Source organism: Methanosarcina sp. 2.H.T.1A.6 (assembly GCF_000979455.1).
In the GTDB taxonomy this organism is placed as follows: Archaea; Halobacteriota; Methanosarcinia; order Methanosarcinales; family Methanosarcinaceae; genus Methanosarcina.
This window is the reverse complement of sequence record NZ_JJOY01000049.1, coordinates 72,658-90,744: the sequence shown is the minus strand read 5'-3', so window position 1 is coordinate 90,744 and position 18,087 is coordinate 72,658. Positions and strand designations below refer to the sequence as shown.

Genomic DNA, 18,087 nt, shown 5'->3' with positions numbered 1-18,087 from the left:
GACTATTTTATTGGTCATCGGTTAATTTTCTAGCCTGAGGGCTATAGATTTTGTACCAGACAGCTGCTTCAAATTTTATCAGATTTACCGAAAATCGATACCTTACTCAAGCTCCCCTCAAATTCTTCTATTACGCCTCTGTATGAAGATTATTTAGATTATTTTAGACCAAAATCAAATTGAAGAATGGGGAGGAAATTCTTGAGACAAACTTAATATCCTATTATCACCGTTTTTATTTGTACCCTATTATTTTAGTGCCGATATATTTTTTGACACAAACTGGAAAGGACACCTAATTTAAAATCGATTTTGATACAAAAAGGAAAAAATATCCAATTTGAGATTTAGTTTAAGAGCCCCGATATACAATCCAATATAAGATTGGAGGATTATCATGGACAAAATCCATAATTTTGGAAGGAAAAAAGTTGGATCAAATTTAGACCAATTTAAAGAAAATCCGGATCAAGCTTCTGATACCAGCACGGTTTTTACTGAAGAACTAAGAGGTGGTCATCACCGCCGAGCAGATCCCAGGAAAATCTGGGATGATTTGGAATTATTGTTTTCAATGTTAGCTGATTCCTTCAACGGGAAATACCCGGTCCCAAAGAAAACAGTATTCGTGATTACATTCGCTCTCCTGTATCTCATAAGTCCGGTTGACTTCTTCCCAGATATCCTTCCTTTAATCGGACTTGTGGATGATGTCGCTGTGCTTGCTTTTGCATTTAACCTTATAAAAGATGACCTGAAAAATTACAGAGTATGGAAAATGAATTACTGATAGCGAGTTTGTTTCCGTGCTAAAGCGCAGCTTTTCCGTAATAGAAGGAAAAATTGAAGACAAAAGTTAGCTGAAAGCCAGCAGAAGCCGGAGCGATATAACTTTTTTATAATATTTTCCGCCCCAGCCCCCCTCAAAATCCTTGGGCTGAAAATCCTCCGATTGCGCTGCCTTTCAGACCTCTCACGTCTGGCATTGTATGGTCAATACATTTAATAGCCGGACTCTGGATAAATATATTAAGAAAATGAGTAAGGAGACTGCCGAAGTTCCTGAGTTTACTTTTTTGGGATAGCAGGAAAGTTCAATGAAGATCAGAAGATGATATAGTACGCCAAATAAACTTAAAGAAAACTTAAGCTCCGAGGAGAGCAGTGTCTGGGAGAAGGTTAAAGAATACATAAAATTTGTGTTAATCGTCATACTTATTATGGAGGTTACTAGTTTTATTACAGAAGATGTAATTAAAAGAAGTGAAACTATTTTCGCAGTTTCCATATCAGAAGAATCCGAGTTTCAGGTTTACCTTACAAACGATACGAAATATGAACTCTGGGTTGTGGATCTTAATGGGCCCGAAAAGATCGATGTATCAATAAGAAAGGATTCTTACACTGCATTTGAAGATACATTTATGTTAATGCACCCTGAAGGAGATTATCTTCCTTATCATCCAGATTTCACAGTGAGGGAAAACGGTACTTACCAGATGCACGCAAAACCACTGGATTCAGGGACTGTCAGAATAGCAATCAGGAAAATCCATGGATTTTCCACGTCGTTAATTTAAAGTGAGCCTGTTCATACTTGTATATCTACCTGTGAGCAGAAGCGATATAACTTTTTTATTATATTTCAATTCCAGCCCCATCAAAATCTTCCTATTGCGCCGCCATTTTGAAGTTTATTTATCTTAGGACTTACACACTTGAGGTACAAAATCAAATGCAACAGACGGTGGGATAAAATTAGTGTTTTAGATAGTTAGGGGTTTAATGCTAATGATTTCTCAGTTCAACCGCGTAAGTCCTATATCTATAAGAATATACAACTGCGAGCTTTCTATTAATTAACACAGAGTAAGAGCGCTTCGATTTTATCAACCCCGCTTAAGAGCAACTGTTTATCGATACATCTTCCCTACTTCAAAAAAGAAACAGGTTTATGTTATTCCTGCTAACTCAGACGCTCTCTTAAGATGATCTGTACCAGAATTTTGAGATATTTTGGCCTTTTGAAAATATTCAGCTCCTCCAGTACCATTTTTCGCTTCATTTGCTCCCTGCAGCAAAAACTGACCTGCAGAGTTATATTCCTGAAGAGCCATCCTCCATTCATTCTGTGCATCCTGAAGCTTGGAAGATACGGTGTATTGATCATTTTCCTGAATGGCGTTCTGAGTATCATTTACTGTTTGCTGTGCATACACCGCGAGAGTGGTATAATCAGAATTGTTTGCAGCGTTGGATACACCGTCCAAATCTGCTTTAAGTATCTTCAAATTTTTCTGAACATTAATTCCCCATGCAATATCCTGGTGGGTCGACTGGAGAGTATTTAGCGGTGAATCCGATAGAGATGTATTTTCATCGTTTTTTGACCCGGTAACACCCCAGCCAATCAGTGCAAATAGCAAAAGAAGCAACGCGAAGTAGATGTATTTTTTCATATACATTCCCCTAAAAATCCCTTTATGACTATACAAGTTTAGAGGAGATGTATTATAAGATTACCTTTACATTTTCTATATTCGATATAAAGTATGAAAAAATCGTTTTGAGAAAGCGAATATATAGGGACTTCTAAATCAGAAATCAGCTTGTATTGAATATTTTATTGTTATATTTCCACCCCAGCCCCCCTCAAATCCTTCGAGTGAGGAATTCTACGATTGCGCCGCTAATTTGAAGATAGCTCAGTTATTGAAAAATACAACAAAGAATTAAGTTTTTAAGAGTCTGAAGGTCTGAAGACGTATAACATCAAAGTGGACGAATGCAACTGAGGAAAAAAGTTAAAAATTTAAAAATCCCTTTTTAAGGATCTTTATAATTTTTCAATTTGTATCTGTTAAAAGCTGATTCGTTCAGGGATTCGAGGATGCGAAAGGTACTGGAGAAACAGGCCCCCCAGCAACGTATTCCATAAACCCATCAGCAGTATATGAAATTGGTTTTCCGTCTATTACCCCGTTGACCTGATATGTCCCGATCATTTCCCAGATTATTCTGTATTTAATTCCACCTCCAGATTCATTTACAGATTCATTCATAGATTCATTTACAGATTCATTCATAGATTCGCTTCCAATTTCACGTCCATCCGGTATCATTACCGGAAGCGGAACAGGGTTCTGAGTGGTGAACTCTATTTTGAGAGTATCAGAACCCGAAGAAGCGTTCAGGAGGGTATTTTGAGGGAAATAGAAAGAACCCTGAGGTAGAATATATTGCTGGGCCACTTCTGCGGGAGGGATTCCAATATCTGTTGTACTCAGATTGGAATGCTCAATTTGTATTTCTTTCCCGCTAAAATTGGCAATAATTTCCCCGTCCTTCCAAACATTAAGAACTGAATTTACTGATTGTGAATGGTTGGCATTGGTGATATTCCCAAAACTTAGTGAATACTCCCCAATTGTCTCGTTTGAGTAATTTCCGGCCTGGGAGACCTGACCCCAGTCCCATCCAAGATCGTCTCCCCATGACCAGTAGCCCCAGTTATGGTCGTGGTAAGCTCTTGAGTTATTCAGCGAATAAGTTTGTCCGGCAAAAGAGAGGTTTCCGGAAACCTCCATTTTCGGTGAAGCTACCAGCCAGTTGATACCCATTCCCGGCATGGAAAGATTAGAGGCATTAAAGACAGGAGCAGGCTCAGCTTCCGGTATTAACAGGGCATCAAAAACGCTTATCCCATTCCCGGATCCTATATGCACACGATATCCCTCGTCAGTCAATGTTACCGTATTATTAGATATCCTGACATCAGGAGATTGAGATGAATAATTCACAAACTCCGGAGTTAGAGGATGTGCCTCATAAAAAGAAGCCAATGTGTCATTTATATAATAGCCCAGAAGAACTACCGAGGAATTAGTACCACCGTTCAATTTGAAAGTGCATACCACTGAAAGGTTCTGTTCCTCATCGATGACGTTGAAATAGTGCCATTCGTTGTAAAGGTTTACAGGATCCCCCTCCCCGGGCGGATGGAATGCATCTGCCTCAGAGAGTTCTTCGATCAGCGAACTGTTCGGGGCTGCAAGACCCCCACTCGAAACAAACAGAATCAAAAAAATTCCAGCAAGTATCGGTTTCAGTATTTCTTTAGTTTTCATTCATTAACCCCACCTAACATCAAAAGTGATGATCGTTCTTGTTTTCAAGATAGCGCCGGGTTTAAAAAATACCCTTTACTATGCACAGGTAAAATCGACTGGAAATTATAAAAACGTAATTATAAACAAAATTGAGGGACTCAATTTCTTCAAACCCTAGTTTCAAACAAAAGTAGCCTCATCTTTCGTTCAGGATAACTTTTGCCTCTTTTTTAATCCCATCAATAAGGTACGTACTAATCGATTCTTCAGTCAGCAAATCGACCTTTAACCTGAACAAAAACGAAAAATATATGCTAGTATAAAACATAATAATTATTTATAATATGTTTTTCAAAATTAGAAGGTAGCTAATTGATAGTGATTGAAGAAAAGCTCCAGACAAAAAACGAAGGAGAAACAGAGGATTATTCAACAGATTGCACACAGAAGATTTACACAACTACTTATAAAGGAAAAATAAAAAGCAGAAGAACTCTTAAATGGATACCTTCGATTGAAACCTATGGGGAGGCTGCTGTTCACATCGCCGGAGGGTTGCGCCTAATTATAGCTTTTTGCTTGGTGCCTTTAGCGCTTTTATTCCTGATAGGATCATTTTTTGAAGAATGGATATTATATCTACTATTTTTTCCATCATTTATTGTATTCATGTTGCTTCTTTTGAGTGGAATGGGAATATTATCAGATGAAAAGTATGTAGAAGCTACAAAGTGCAAAAAATGCCATAGAGAGTATGCCTATGAAGAAAGAGAAGAACCAGATATAAAAGAATTAAGCACTGAAGATTCTTACACGGTCACAATAACTCGATACTGGAAATGTAAATACTGTGGACATAGAGATAGCAGCAAGAGTTCAGAAAATATAAAAGCCTACAAAGGAGAAAAGAAAAAACCGGAAAAAATAAAGTGTGAAAAATGTAGAAGACAGGAAATCAGTCCCGAATGTAGAAATCCTGATATAAAAGTGGAGAATTTTACAGCGTCAGCTACTCTTATAACAACTAGATATTACAGGTGTAAATACTGTAGACATGTAAATATTAAAGTGGAAAGGGATGAATTCTCTGCTTTCGATTTGCCATCGGCTCGATAAATAAAGAGAATTAAGACCTCGACAAACACAATGCAAATTACTTTTTTATTATATTTCCGCCCCGGCCCCCCTCAAATCCTTCGATTGGAAATTCTTCGATTGCGCGGTGTTTTGAAGATTCCAATATGAAAACTTTCCAGCTTACGATTCTCAAATAGAAAACGAAAAATATACGTGAGAACAATACTTACTAAATATTCGTTTAATTTGATTAAAAGTAAGAAGGCACTTTGTTGACAGAAACTGAAGGAAAATCCAGGACAAAAAATAGCGGAGAAAAGGATAAAGATTACTCGATAAAGTACGAACAAAATGCATGTGTAATTAAATATAAAGGGGAAATAAGATACCGAAAACCCTTTAAATGGGTACCTTTAGTAAACCCCTTTGGGGAATATGCGATCCGGTTTTTTGGAATTCTGGAGATAATCCTGGGAATTATAGGTGCACGCATATTTTTTATCGTATTAGGAGAGATGCCGGAAGATCTGAAAGGCTTAAAAGAATATTTAGTGTGTGCAGTTGTTTTAGTTAGTTTTTTTGTGCCTTTATATCTGGTTCTTGATGGAATTTCCGCACAATCCAATGCAAGGTTTGTAAGATTTCTCAAATGTAAAAGGTGTGGTAGAAAAAATGCTTATGAAGAGAGAGAAAAGCCAGATATCAGGGAGGATTCAACTGAAAATTTGTATACTATCTCAATTACTCGATACTGGAAGTGTAAGTACTGTGGATATCTTGACAGTAGTGAAAGCTCGGAAAACACAAAGTGCTCTAAAACTAAAAAGAAGAAACCCATCGAGATGACATGCGAAAAATGCGGAAAGACGTCATTGAGTTCGGAGTGCAGAAATCCAGATATGAAAAGAGAGGATTATCTTGTAGGAAGTAACAGTACTGAAATCAGGTATTACAAATGCAATTACTGTGGATACTTAAATATTGAAACAAAGAAAAATTATCTCAATTACATGGAGCCTTTCGCAAATTCAGAAGTTAAAGGAAAGGACCCTAGACTTTAAATTATGATTATAAGCCGAAGCAATATAACTTTTGTATTATATTTCCACCCCGGCCCCCCTCAAATCCTTCGACCGAAAATCCGAAGATTGCGCCGCTGGATTGAAGTTAATATGGTTCCTGAAATAACTTTTTGATTATATTTTCTGTCAGCCAATCGCCAACTCTAAATCGTCAAGAAGAGAAGCTAGAACTCAACTTCTCTAAATCCACTTTATTCAATCTTTAAATCAATGTCAAATGGATCATCATGCTCTATGTCATCATCCCAATAATTGCATCTATGACGCAAAAAATGTTCAATACCATCAAAATTAGGAGTCACTTGGTGACATTCCAAACCAAGAAATTTTATTGTTGATAACATATTTACCTTAAGAGACCTTTGAATATTTTCTTCTGCAAACTCAGAAATTGGAACATTGGAATCAAACTCACTTTCAGGTTTGAACAAATAGTATTTAAATAATTTATTGATTTCAACTACATCTATGTACGGTTTGGTTTGTGAATTTACACGATAATTTACAGTAATCATACAGATCGCAGCTAGAATATGCCAATCCAGCCAACCATCAGAACGTAGTTTATTTAATGTTGATATAAACTGTTGATTTTTCACCAGCCTTTTTAAAGTAAACTCAATAGGAAGAATCACATTTGAATACCTAGTGCGTAGGTACTCTTCAGCTATTTCTTTACTATATCCTGGAATAGGACCGTTGAACCATGGAAGTTTTTCACTGTTTTTGAAACTAAATTTATGTGAAGGTAGAGAAACCTGTAGGCCATTTAATAGCGTTTTATTAAAAAAATTTTCATCGATAAAGTAACGATATAAAAATTCATATGTTTGACCCACAAAGAGCTTCATCGAAAGACCATTCTTAAAGGAGCTTTCTATTACTTCATGAAACTTAGCTTCAGGCAATAAAGAAACTTCAAACAAGATATGAGAAGCAAAAGAAACGATATAATGTTCGAGTGTTTCGTAAGCATTCATACTTTTAGTTGTATATAGAGGCAATGTTATTTCCCAATATCTTATTGAGTTTGACGCTTTGGACTTGATATTTGGAGATGGAACCTCATTAAACACTATAACAATATTAACTTCCGTTTTCATCAAACACAAATCAATTTCTGCCAAATCTGCAAGTAAAATTTGTAAAACTGCGATAAATTGCTCACAGAGTGATGTTGTAGAGTAATCATTATCCCATTTTACTCTCCATATAATCCCAAGTTCAGACCACATCACTTCACGAAGATTTCCAACGTCTTCAAAAGGTCTTCCTAATAAATTATCTTCAAGAATTTCCCAAACTTCAGATAGACTTTTTTCTGACCAGTATTTTTGTGAGATAAGAATATTTTCTTCGAGACAATCGTCTATATTCCACCTTGCCACAAATGTCATTACGAATTCAAACAGTTGAGGATCTATTTGTTTAGTTATCGAAATGAGTGTGGTTGTATGGAATAAAATCCTTTCAAAAACTTCATCTTTTTCCAAGTCTCCCACATCAGGAGAAAAAACACAATGACTTCTAAAACCTATATCCGACAAATGTAAATAACTTAGCCATGAACCCTGTAAATAGTCACATTCAGCAGCTTGAACTAAAGCTTTTGGCAAATAGGAAATAATAAGAGGGTCAGAAGAATTAGATGAAATAAAAGCAGCTGCTAAAGAATAATACTTAGCAGCAAACACGAGATTTAATTCTTTATACCATTCTGAAATCTGCAAAATTGAAATAATTGAACCTTTTAATGTCTCCTCTGAAAACCATTTAACTTTTGATTGATGAACTTGATTTATTGCTTTAATAATATTTTTAATCTTATAATATTGTATAGCTCTATCTCTACATTTCTCAGCTGCAACAAAATTCCCATATCTTTCAGATAGAACAATGTCTATTTTCTGGGAAACCTGATCATATTTCGGACTATACCCAATTAAATATATTAGATCTGTTAGACGATCAGCAAATCTTTTTAATGGAAATAAAGGAGCATCTTTTACATTATCAGCTAATTCCATCCACCATTCAATAGCATTTTCAATATCAAATTGTGTAAATGGATTTCCTGTAATTGGATTGATGATATAAAGAGAAATGCTTCCTCTGATTTCTAAAAGTGAGCATTTATATCCAGGTTTCTCAGTATTAGATAATAGCTCATCAACTTTTTGAGTCAATTCATTATGCCAACTATCCAGTTCCTCAGGCTTCAACATGACTAAGTTCCTGAAATATGCTGTAATACAGTAAGTTAGCAAATTATTGGCATCTTCCAAATCAACAGATCTATCTAAATTCGAGATTTCACTAAAATATTCCCGAATATAATTTTCTTCTTTTTCTAAAGTTCCAAGGCCTCTTAATTTAGCCACCGAAATCTCATAAACAGATTTTCTCCATAATCCCGAAAACTCCTTTTTCCTGAATTTTTCTAAAGTACCTATCCAGAAAAGTATATCTTGATTTGAATCTTTTGAAAATGTTGCATGACGTGTAGCAGTCTTTACTTCATGAAAATCCGCAAAGTTATAATTAGGAGATTCAAGAGATTTCCATTTATTTAGAGACTTTTGGTACCAATCTTTCTCATCGAGCGCTCGAGGGAAAATTTCGCTGGGAATGCCTAGATATTGTTCTGCAATCCAGAACACTTCTCTGTCTGCAAGTAATTCAGAAATAGCTTGACCATCAACAATTTCGAAAGATATTGAATAATTTTCCTTTGCCCAATCCTTCAGTTTGTGGTTTTGAGATATAGGAATACCAGAAGTTAAGAAAAAGTAAATTGACTCAACTTGAGAGCCAGAGTCAATAATTTTTTTGAGATCGGATTTGATTTTATTTTGAATATTTTCTTTTTGCATCGAACATGCAAAAACGATTGACTTATCAGAAATTAACCCTACAAATGTTGTTCCTTCAGATGGATCAGGACTTATATATGATTTAAAAGTTTCAAAATCACGACCTTGATCTCCACCACTAGAAACCGGTCCTGTTGCAGGGATTATATTGCTACAAATCCTTGCACGTGCTAAGTGACGGCATAAATGTTCAAATTCATGATGGGAATTTGTTTCTGCGAGTTGTGACAATCCAAAACGGATTTGTGCTTTGACCTGTTCTAGATTCGACATGTTCACATCTCATATAAATGTAACTTGAAAATATTCCATGGATAACTAAACAATGCAAAGTATAATAATTCATTTAAGTAGTTAAACTCAAAGGACAAAAAGATTTGCACAAAATAGATAACACTAAGTATTAAAAGAAAAATCGTTAATTTGAAGACTGTCAAAAATGTTAATTTATAACCACCAAAAATAGTAGAAACGGTAAAATGAGTTCAATTGCTGATTCAGATGCTTTTTATGATAAAGAAAGACAATTAACTCAACACCAAGCTGTATTAACATTAATTCAGCAATCTCTAAGTAACCCCCATTTAACAAGCTTCAGATGGTTAGATTTAGCTTGTGGAAAGGGACAAATTATAGCAAATATAGATGAAAACTTCAATGGAGACCTTAGAGAAAAGATTGAATATTACGGGTATGACATTGAAAATGATTATTTAAAATTTGTCGAAAAAATGACTAGATCTTTTAACCTAAAATGTGTAAAAACGGAAACTGGGAAATTATCAAATTTTCATAAAATATACAATAAAGAAGAAAAGTTCGATTTAATAACTTTAACAAATACTATCCATGAAATTGATCCAAAAATTATTTCGTTGTTATTATTTGAATCACTTTATAGATTAAGCCAAGATGGATTTATATTCATATATGATATGGAAAAACTACCACAGCAAGAATTAGGAGCTATTACTTGGACTAAAGAAGAATTTGAAGAAATTGTAAGATATTTTCTAAATAACCTCGGAACTAGTTATTCACCCCCGGCAAGCAGATGGAAACATAGTTCATGCATGGGCTGGAATATTACGTTATATTTGAAACATCTTGCTATAAATCTTTCAGAGATAGAAGCTAGAAAAGCTGATATATTATCCAAAACTAACCAAAAAATCATCGAAATAATTAACAGAAAACAAGATCTATGCAAAGTAGCATTAGAGACCTTAACAATTTATGGATCAGAAGTTAGAGAAGAAGAAAAAGAAAAAATAGAAAAATTATACGAATTCTGGGCTCTATCTAGAGCAAAAGGGAGTATGTGAATGAAAAAAGTTTATTTCTCATATAGTTTAGGGAAAATTAATCCAACATTCCTAAAATCCCTTGAAAATGAGTTGAAATGTTATGAAATTCAAGTGCTGAACAGAGAAGTCTTTAATTCAGATTACTACGTAGATCACTATAATATCTATAAAGATAACTTTCAAATAGATTCAACTAACGCAGATTTAGCGAACTCAATGCAGAATCTAATAAATAAATGTGATTTATTGATAGCTTTTTTGACCGATACCAATTACAACGTTATTTTTGAACTAGGATATGCATTAGGAAAAGGAAAAAAAATATTGTTGGTCAGCGATGAGAATGTAAAAATACCCAACGCTTTAGAAAACGTTCGGTATATACGGTCAAAATATAATGATAATTTGATATATGATATCATAAACTACATCGAAAGTGTAGAAGATATTCAAGAAAATAATAAAATAAACGATTATGAGGATTTCAAGCGACTATTAACGCTGTATGTAAATGATCAAAACGTTCTTGATCAAATTGAACCGAACGAATTTGAAGACTTTATTTACGAATGGTTCAAAAAACAGGGTATAAACAGTTATAGAAATGAGAATAGTGTAGATGTAGATTATGACTTTTTGCTGACTGATTATTACCACTACAAAAAAACATTAGTAGAAGTGAAAAAATATAATTCTAATTCCAAAGTTTCTGTAGGAAAAATACAACAGTTTTTAGGAGCGATTTATTTTTGTGAAGCAGATCATGGTATATTTATTAGTTCTTCTGGATATACGAAATCTGCTATTAATTTCGCAAAAGCATTGAATGGGCCTAAAATAGAATTGTGGGATATAGAAGAAATAATAAAAAATTTACATTGAATTGCACATTTCGAACCCTGGCACTCTTGTGCCACTATGCTATACTAAAATGTCATTTTGTTGATATAATGTCAATAAAATATCCAATCGTCAAACATTATTGTCCTATATTGGCAGGGGTTCGAAATGTGCATTGAATCACACTTAATTATTCCATTATTAAATAGCTCAATGAAACTTCTTTATTCCCAGAACTTCTTCGTCTTCACATAATTCCTCTCCGCAATCAGGATATCCCTGTAAAACGCCTCTTCATCCACCCTCAACTTTTCAATCACCCTTGATGCGGTTTCAGGCCCGACCCCCCTGCTCGCAAGCGCAATAACGGCTTTTTTCCCCTGCGAGTTCACGATGCTGGCGTTTCGGTAGACTCTCTGGATGCGTTTCTTCTCCTCAGCTGAGACCGGGACGCCCTTTCCCTGTTTCCTGACCAGTTTGATTTCCTCATCTTCCCAGGGCTTGAGGGCTGCAACCATTCTTGAGTCGCAGACCGGGCAGATGATTTCTTCGGGGACGTTTTTGACCTGGCGGCGGGAGGTCCATTTCTTGCAGGTCGTGCAGAAGAGGATTATGTTGTCGTTCATGATGCGTTCCTTTAAGGCAAGGACGATTGAACGGTCGGCTTTTTCCGGGGCTACGAGGTCTCTTTTCATGGCAAAGCCGGCTGAGCCGATAGGGGTCGGGCCCGAGACCTCGACTGCAATCTGGCCGGCTGCAAGTTTTGTCAGGACTTCTTTTGCCCTTGGGACGTCCAGCATATCGTGGAAGATCTCGCGGACCACCTCATCGTACATGGAAGAACCCTCGTAAATTTCAAGGAGCTTTTTCATGCTGATCCTGTCGTAGTCGATGTCCCGGGAGAGGGCTCCGAACTTGCGGGCTACGTGGACCATTTTCCATTTCATCAGGGTTGTGTTCTTCAGGGTCATTTCGATGATGGGCTCAACGTGTTCCGGGCGGAGGGAGGTGAGCATGTCCCGGATCTGGGCGGGACCCACCCGGCGGGGGAGAGTCAGCCTGATCCTGTACGGGTCCACCTCCTGGGCAACACTGCTCCCGAAGCGGGCCGATAGAAGGGAGGTGAGGACTCGGGCAAGGGTGCCGTTGGTGTTGTGCCCGAAACAGGCGTTCAGGGTCACAGCGTCTCCTCCGTCTTCGATTACGATTGTATCCGCATCCGGAAGCGGGAAGCCTCCTTCAACGTGGTCCCGCAGCAGGCGGATAACTTCTAGCACGGCTGTCCTTGCTACCGGATATTTCAACTGCAATTTTTCGGCAACTGCCTCGTCATCAAGCCCTTCGCGGATGAGGGCTGCAATCTCAGCTCTGAGCTTTCCCACACCCTGGGCTACCTCAAAGGGCACAGGGATCTCTTCTCCGGTCCAGCTCGGGACTTCTCCCATGCCTTCGACCGGCTCGACCTTGATCCTGTCCCGGCCCGGCTCCCGTTCACGGTCAGGCATCTCAATGACCCGCCACATATCCCCTTTAGTTATGAAAACGGCTCCGGGCTGGGCGAAATTTACCACAAAGGCTTCGTCCAGCACCCCGATGGACTTTCCACTCACGATGTCATAGATCTCGTACTTCTTCTCGTCCGGGATCATGGAGAGGTTGTCGTAATAATATTCCCAGCTCTTCCTGCGTTTTTTCACAACATTTGAGCCTTTCTCGTGCCAGACCAGCCTGTAGTCCCCTATCTGGTCCACCACCCGCTGCAGATCTTCAATCCGCAGGTCCTTGAATGTGTAGGTCCGCCCGAGGATCCTGAAAATCCTGTCAATTCCGACCTCCCCGAAGTCCATGACCATACCTGCAATCTGGTTTGCCACAACGTCAAGGGAATTCCTGTGCGGGGAAATCTCTTCAACCCTGCCTTCCAGTGCAGCCTTTGTAATTGCCATGCTCTCGGCAATGTCATCTGCTTCCATGGAGATGATCGTACCCCGGGAAACCTCATGCAGCCTGTGTCCTGCCCTCCCTACCCTCTGGAGCAGCCTTGAGACCTGGCGCGGGGATCCGTACTGAACCACCCGGTCAACATTTCCTATATCGATCCCGAGTTCCATTGAAGACGTGCAGATAAGGCCCCTGAGGGCTCCGGACTTGAAAGCCTCCTCGGCTTCAACGCGGGCTTCAAAGGAAAGGGAACCGTGGTGAACGCCGATGGATGAGCCCAGTTTCCGGAAACCCGCTGCAAGAGCTTCCGCACTCTGCCGGGTATTCACAAAAATAAGGGTGGACTGGCTTTCTTCAACGATTTTCCGGATTCGGAAAAGGTGAGAAGCAAATTCGGGCTCACAGCCCACTGTACTTGCAATCTCCAGGACTTCTGTTTCGCCGGCTGCATCTCCTTCGATCCCTCCGGAAAGATGAGAGCTGACTATATCGAACTCCAGCAGTTTCAGAAGAGCCACTTCAATAACCGTAAAGTCCCGGTTTGCCCCTGCAAGGAATTTTGCAATCTCCCAGGGGTTCCCGACTGTTGCTGAAAGCCCTATCCGCTGGAATTCCCCTGAAATTTCCACAAGCCGCTCAAGCCCGACAGCCAGCTGGGCTCCGCGTTTCGAGCCTGCAAGCTCATGGATTTCGTCAACCACCACATGTGTTACAGTCTCGAGGTTCTGCCGAAGGCGGGAGCCCGTAAACATTGCCTGCAAGGTCTCAGGTGTTGTGATCAGCACATCAGGAGGGTTTTTGGACTGGCGTTGCCTTTCGCTTTGCGGAGTGTCCCCATGCCGGACCTGAACCTTTATGTCCAGCAGCTTCCCCATAAGCTCAATTCTGGAGAGCATATCCCTGTTGAGCGCACGCAGGGGAGTGATGTAGAGGGCAGATATCCCACTCCGCTTCTCCTGCTTTTTCTTAAGGATAGCGTGGAAGACCGGCAGAACAGCTGATTCTGTTTTCCCGGAACCGGTTGGAGCGATCAGAAGAGTGTGCTTTCCGTCAAGGATGAGGGGAAAAGCCCTTTCCTGCGGTTCGGTGGGTTTGGTGAAACCCAGAGTCTTAAGGGCTTCTCGAATTTTCGGATGGAAGGAGTCGAAGGTGTTGTTGAACGTCATTTTTCAAAAGCTCATTTTTGATGCTGTTGTAGCTGATGCTGCCTTAAAACCTCAACAGGAAACCTCTGAGTCTTTAGCATCTAGGAAAGAACGTTCAACCTTAAATAGGTTACAATACTGTGAAATATCCCTCCCTGTCAGCCTGCAGCTTCCGAGAAAGGGGTCTTCCCACCTGCGGAGATAAATGATGCACTATTCACCGCCGGGACCGGGAACGACCTTCCTGTAACTATACCGCATTAAAATCTGGAGTTATTCATCCTGAAAAATCAACAGCTACCCCAACTTTGGTGGTACTATCTTTCAATATATTATCCGGTTTTTTCGTTCCATCCGGCAGGTAGACTTCAGCCGAATCAAGTTCTATGCTGCCCGAGGAAGATGCCTTTCAGGCTTCTCCGAAATAAAAAAGAAGGGGATTTTCTCCCCGACTGGTCTGTCCGCTTGGCAGGACAAACTCGAACCTGCAGAACAAAATGAAATCTGAAATCAATCAGTCTCCCCTTTTCATCTGCGGGAAAAGGATTACTTCCTTGATGGATTCGAGACCCGCAAGGATCATGGTAAGGCGGTCGATTCCGAGCCCCATGCCGCCGGTTGGGGGCAAGCCGTATCCAAGGGCTGTAATGAAATCATAATCGATGGTCTGGGCTTCAAGGTCTCCCAGCTTCCTTTTCTTGTCCTGATCTTCGAACCTCTTCTCCTGTTCAAGCGGGTCGTTTAATTCGGAATAGCCGTTTGCCAGTTCCCAGCCGTTGAGGAAAAGCTCGAAGCGCTCGACAAAACCTGCTTTCTCCCTGTGATTTTTGGCAAGAGGGGAGTTTTCTACAGGGAAATCGTATATGAAAGTCGGGTTTATCAGCTTGTCCTCTACCAGACCTTCAAAAAGCAGGGCAAGGAATTCACCGTGGCTCTTTGCCTTTTCGTAATCTTCAATCCGGTTCTCAATTGCGATTTTCTTCAACTCTTCAATAGAGTGGGCAAAGACATCAAGTCCGGCATATTCTTTTAAGGCGTCTTCCATGGAAAGCCTCCTCCATGGAGAACGGAGGTTGATCGTGTTTTCACCCATCTGCACCTCATAGCTGCCTGTCAGCTTGAACACGAGTTCCGAGACCATACCTTCAGTTAAGTCCATCATGTCATTATAGTCCCGGTAGGCCTCGTAGACCTCGATCATCGTAAACTCAGGGTTGTGGGTCGTGTCAATGTCTTCATTCCTGAAGTTTTTGGCAATCTCAAAGACCTTCTCATACCCGCCAACAACAAGCCTCTTGAGGTAGAGTTCAGGGGCAATTCTCAAAAAGAGGTTCTGTCCGAGACAGTTGTGGAAAGTCGTGAAAGGCCTTGCATTTGCGCCTCCATATACAGTCTGGAGTACAGGGGTTTCAAACTCGAGAAATTCCCTTTCGGCAAGGAACCTTCTGATCTCGGAGATGAGTTTGCTCCTCATGACGAAAATTTCCCTCTTTTCGGCGTTGACTATGAGGTCAAGATACCTTTTCCTGTACCTGGTCTCAACATCTTTTAAGCCGTGGAATTTTTCGGGGAGGGCGCAAAGGGACTTGGAAAGCAGGACAAATTCGGACACACTGATGGAATCTTCTCCTCTCTTTGTCCTGAAAATTTCACCCTGGAACCCTACGATATCTCCGGAGTCCACAAGGTTCTTAAAAGTCTCGAACTCTTCGTCCGGAAGGTTTCCTTTCCTTACAAGCACCTGAATCCTGCCGGTCTGGTCCCCAAGGTCGGCAAATATCATTTTACCGTGCTTTCTGATGTTATAGAGCCTTCCTGCGGTCCTGACAGATAAGCCCTCGTTCTTTTCAAAGTCCTCGAACTTTTTCAGGATATCGCAGATATCCCCATTCTTTTCGAACTTATAGGGATAGGGGTTGAGCCCCTGGCTTATGATACCGTTTAATTTTACAATTTTAGAGTCGTCAAAAGCCCTGGAGCCCGATAAATCAGTTTCATCAGACAGGGGCATTTCTTCAGACAGGTCCGTGTTGTTAATTTCCATAGTCATTAAATCAGTACATCCTCATCAAGTGATACGAATTAATCAATTAATGATACGAATAAATCAACTGTAACCGATCAGTGCTAAATTATTAAACCGATCAATAATCAATCAGTAAACCGGAAAAGGTTAACCATAAATGAGTTGATAATAAATAAATAAATAAATCAGTTAAAGCCCGGAGCAGAAGGGAATTTTAAAGAATCTGCCATGGACCTGTGAACTTTAAGTTCACTTCTGCGGCTGAAAGCTGCAAGCCTGAATTATCAAGAATAATAACTGTTTATTAGCCTGATTCTTGACATTTATTTTTTTTCCATACATCCATGCATCTTATATAAACATTAAGAAAATAGTGTACATATTAAAGAAAAATAATATTGTTTCCCCAGAAAAATTGTTCCCGGAGGTTTTGTTGCAGAAATACAATCTGTATATTCACTCAATGGGTAGCGTACCGAAAGTTCTGTAAAATATGATTGACTCTGTATCCTTTTTCTTTCACCACAAAAAAACAGGATGCAGAGTCAATGTTTAATATAGTCTCATTTATAAAAGGTTATCTTTTCGATCAGGAAGCTGGAATTCGCCAGCTAATTACCTGGTTTTTAAACCTCGTAATGGAGGAGGAAGTCCTCCTCCAAGCTGGGGCGCACCGTTATGAGCGTACTGATTCACGTAAAGCCAGTAGAAACGGTTACAAACCTCGAACTCTCCTGACTAAATATGGGGAACTTGACTTATTAAAGCCTCAATTCCGTGAGTTTCCCTTTGAAACAGAGGTTTTTGAGAAGTATTCCAGAGTTGAAAAGGCCATTTTAACTGCAGTTAGTGAATCCTACCTTCAAGGTGTTTCCACCGAAGGGTGGAAAAGATAATGACTGCTTTAGGAGTAGAAGGAGTCTCGAAATATATATTGAAACTTCTCCACAAAATCTCAGAAAAACAATATACACCAATGAAATAAGTTTTCGAGATAACTCTTGAATGTATGAACTTTTCCGAATCGATCAATAAATGGAAAAACAAATCAAATAGCTTTTTTCTGAATTTTTTCCAACGGTAATGTATATATTGTTTTATTTTCTTATTTAGAATATTACTTAAGTTATATCTTATTTAATATAAAAAGTGCAATGGATAACCAGCTTGTAGTCTCTATATTCGGAAGAGTGAAATAAATATCATATAGCTACTTAAAGGTTCTAAAACGAGCCAGATCTTGAAATAAACTCCCAAAACATCTTCTACTTAATAACGTCATACATTAAAAATAATTTTTGCTTTTTAGTCACTCCAATTTAAGAGAATACAAATTTCCGTTAATGAGAGATTAAGCATCTGTGCTTGTTTAGCTTATGCTATCTTTCGGGTATAATGATGCTGTTCGTGATACGAAGTGGATAGATGAATAAAAAATGAAAAGCTTGCTGACACATTAAAAACATAATTAATAATTTTTAATATTAATAATATAAAAAACAAATGAAATACAAAAAATCAGTTATTAAATCCCGTAAAATTCAGCAGAGGCAATAAAAATAATTATTAAGTTGTGTACGAGGATTTGGGATGAGAAAAACAATGACATTTTCAGATAGATGAGGAGCGCTTGAATATGAAATACCAACGCGTTAATATTTCCAATAAAGTGCTTTTATGTTTGATT

11 protein-coding genes and 1 pseudogene are annotated in these 18,087 nt (G+C 38.9%); 7 read left to right on the top strand and 5 right to left on the bottom strand.

What is annotated here, in order from left to right:
• Positions 1-397: 397 nt before the first annotated feature.
• Positions 398-790: a YkvA family protein gene (locus tag EO98_RS15210; protein ID WP_048142082.1), complete on the top strand. Its 393-nt coding sequence runs from the start codon at positions 398-400 to the stop codon at positions 788-790.
• A 409-nt stretch (positions 791-1,199) separates the two neighbouring features.
• Positions 1,200-1,580 (top strand): hypothetical protein, encoded by a 381-nt coding sequence (locus tag EO98_RS15205; protein ID WP_156161151.1) that lies wholly within the window; start codon positions 1,200-1,202, stop codon positions 1,578-1,580.
• A gap of 372 nt (positions 1,581-1,952) precedes the next feature.
• On the opposite strand, the gene EO98_RS15200 is transcribed toward EO98_RS15205, so the two are convergent.
• Both EO98_RS15200 and EO98_RS15195 read right to left on the bottom strand, forming a co-directional pair.
• Positions 1,953-2,459 (bottom strand): hypothetical protein, encoded by a 507-nt coding sequence (locus EO98_RS15200; protein WP_235283753.1) that lies wholly within the window; start codon positions 2,457-2,459, stop codon positions 1,953-1,955.
• A gap of 417 nt (positions 2,460-2,876) precedes the next feature.
• Entirely contained in the window at positions 2,877-4,127 is a 1,251-nt protein-coding gene (locus EO98_RS15195) for a hypothetical protein (RefSeq protein WP_048142076.1), read from the bottom strand.
• A 354-nt stretch (positions 4,128-4,481) separates the two neighbouring features.
• Between EO98_RS15195 and EO98_RS15190 the strand changes: the two genes are divergently transcribed.
• Together EO98_RS15190 and EO98_RS15185 are read left to right on the top strand one after the other, a co-directional pair.
• Positions 4,482-5,225 carry a hypothetical protein gene (locus EO98_RS15190; RefSeq protein ID WP_048142074.1) on the top strand — a complete coding sequence of 248 codons (744 nt, stop codon included), beginning with the start codon at positions 4,482-4,484 and terminating at the stop codon, positions 5,223-5,225.
• 233 nt (positions 5,226-5,458) lie between these two features.
• Positions 5,459-6,247: a hypothetical protein gene (locus tag EO98_RS15185; RefSeq protein ID WP_048142072.1), complete on the top strand. Its 789-nt coding sequence runs from the start codon at positions 5,459-5,461 to the stop codon at positions 6,245-6,247.
• 212 nt (positions 6,248-6,459) lie between these two features.
• Here the strand turns inward: EO98_RS15185 and EO98_RS15180 are convergent, their stop codons facing one another.
• Positions 6,460-9,414 (bottom strand): hypothetical protein, encoded by a 2,955-nt coding sequence (locus tag EO98_RS15180; protein WP_048142070.1) that lies wholly within the window; start codon positions 9,412-9,414, stop codon positions 6,460-6,462.
• A 206-nt stretch (positions 9,415-9,620) separates the two neighbouring features.
• On the opposite strand from EO98_RS15180, the gene EO98_RS15175 reads away from it, so the two are divergent.
• Both EO98_RS15175 and EO98_RS15170 read left to right on the top strand, forming a co-directional pair.
• On the top strand, positions 9,621-10,466 hold the full coding sequence (locus tag EO98_RS15175; RefSeq protein WP_048142069.1) for a class I SAM-dependent methyltransferase: 846 nt from the start codon (positions 9,621-9,623) through the stop codon (positions 10,464-10,466).
• Positions 10,467-11,330, top strand: a complete 864-nt coding sequence (locus EO98_RS15170; RefSeq protein ID WP_048142066.1) for a restriction endonuclease — start codon at positions 10,467-10,469, stop codon at positions 11,328-11,330. It begins immediately after the preceding gene.
• Between the two features lie 182 nt (positions 11,331-11,512).
• Here EO98_RS15170 and EO98_RS15165 read toward each other — a convergent pair whose 3' ends face one another.
• A complete protein-coding gene (locus EO98_RS15165; RefSeq protein ID WP_048142065.1) occupies positions 11,513-14,395 on the bottom strand; it encodes a DEAD/DEAH box helicase in 2,883 nt (960 codons plus the stop codon).
• A 493-nt stretch (positions 14,396-14,888) separates the two neighbouring features.
• Entirely contained in the window at positions 14,889-16,424 is a 1,536-nt protein-coding gene (gene lysS, locus EO98_RS15160; protein ID WP_048142063.1) for a lysine--tRNA ligase, read from the bottom strand.
• A gap of 473 nt (positions 16,425-16,897) precedes the next feature.
• Between lysS and EO98_RS15155 the strand changes: the two are divergent.
• Positions 16,898-17,364: pseudogene (locus EO98_RS15155) on the top strand (transposase); the annotation flags it as partial.
• Between the last annotated feature and the right edge of the window lie 723 nt (positions 17,365-18,087).

Bases quoted from the DNA above. Each gene is read 5' to 3' on its own strand.
- EO98_RS15210 (WP_048142082.1), top strand. From the start codon at position 398: ATGGACAAAATCCATAATTTTGGAAGGAAAAAAGTTGGATCAAATTTA.
- EO98_RS15200 (WP_235283753.1), bottom strand. From the start codon at position 2,459: ATGAAAAAATACATCTACTTCGCGTTGCTTCTTTTGCTATTTGCACTG.
- EO98_RS15195 (WP_048142076.1), bottom strand. From the start codon at position 4,127: ATGAAAACTAAAGAAATACTGAAACCGATACTTGCTGGAATTTTTTTG.
- EO98_RS15180 (WP_048142070.1), bottom strand. From the start codon at position 9,414: ATGTCGAATCTAGAACAGGTCAAAGCACAAATCCGTTTTGGATTGTCA.
- EO98_RS15175 (WP_048142069.1), top strand. From the start codon at position 9,621: ATGAGTTCAATTGCTGATTCAGATGCTTTTTATGATAAAGAAAGACAA.
- EO98_RS15170 (WP_048142066.1), top strand. From the start codon at position 10,467: ATGAAAAAAGTTTATTTCTCATATAGTTTAGGGAAAATTAATCCAACA.
- EO98_RS15165 (WP_048142065.1), bottom strand. From the start codon at position 14,395: ATGACGTTCAACAACACCTTCGACTCCTTCCATCCGAAAATTCGAGAA.
- lysS (WP_048142063.1), bottom strand. From the start codon at position 16,424: ATGACTATGGAAATTAACAACACGGACCTGTCTGAAGAAATGCCCCTG.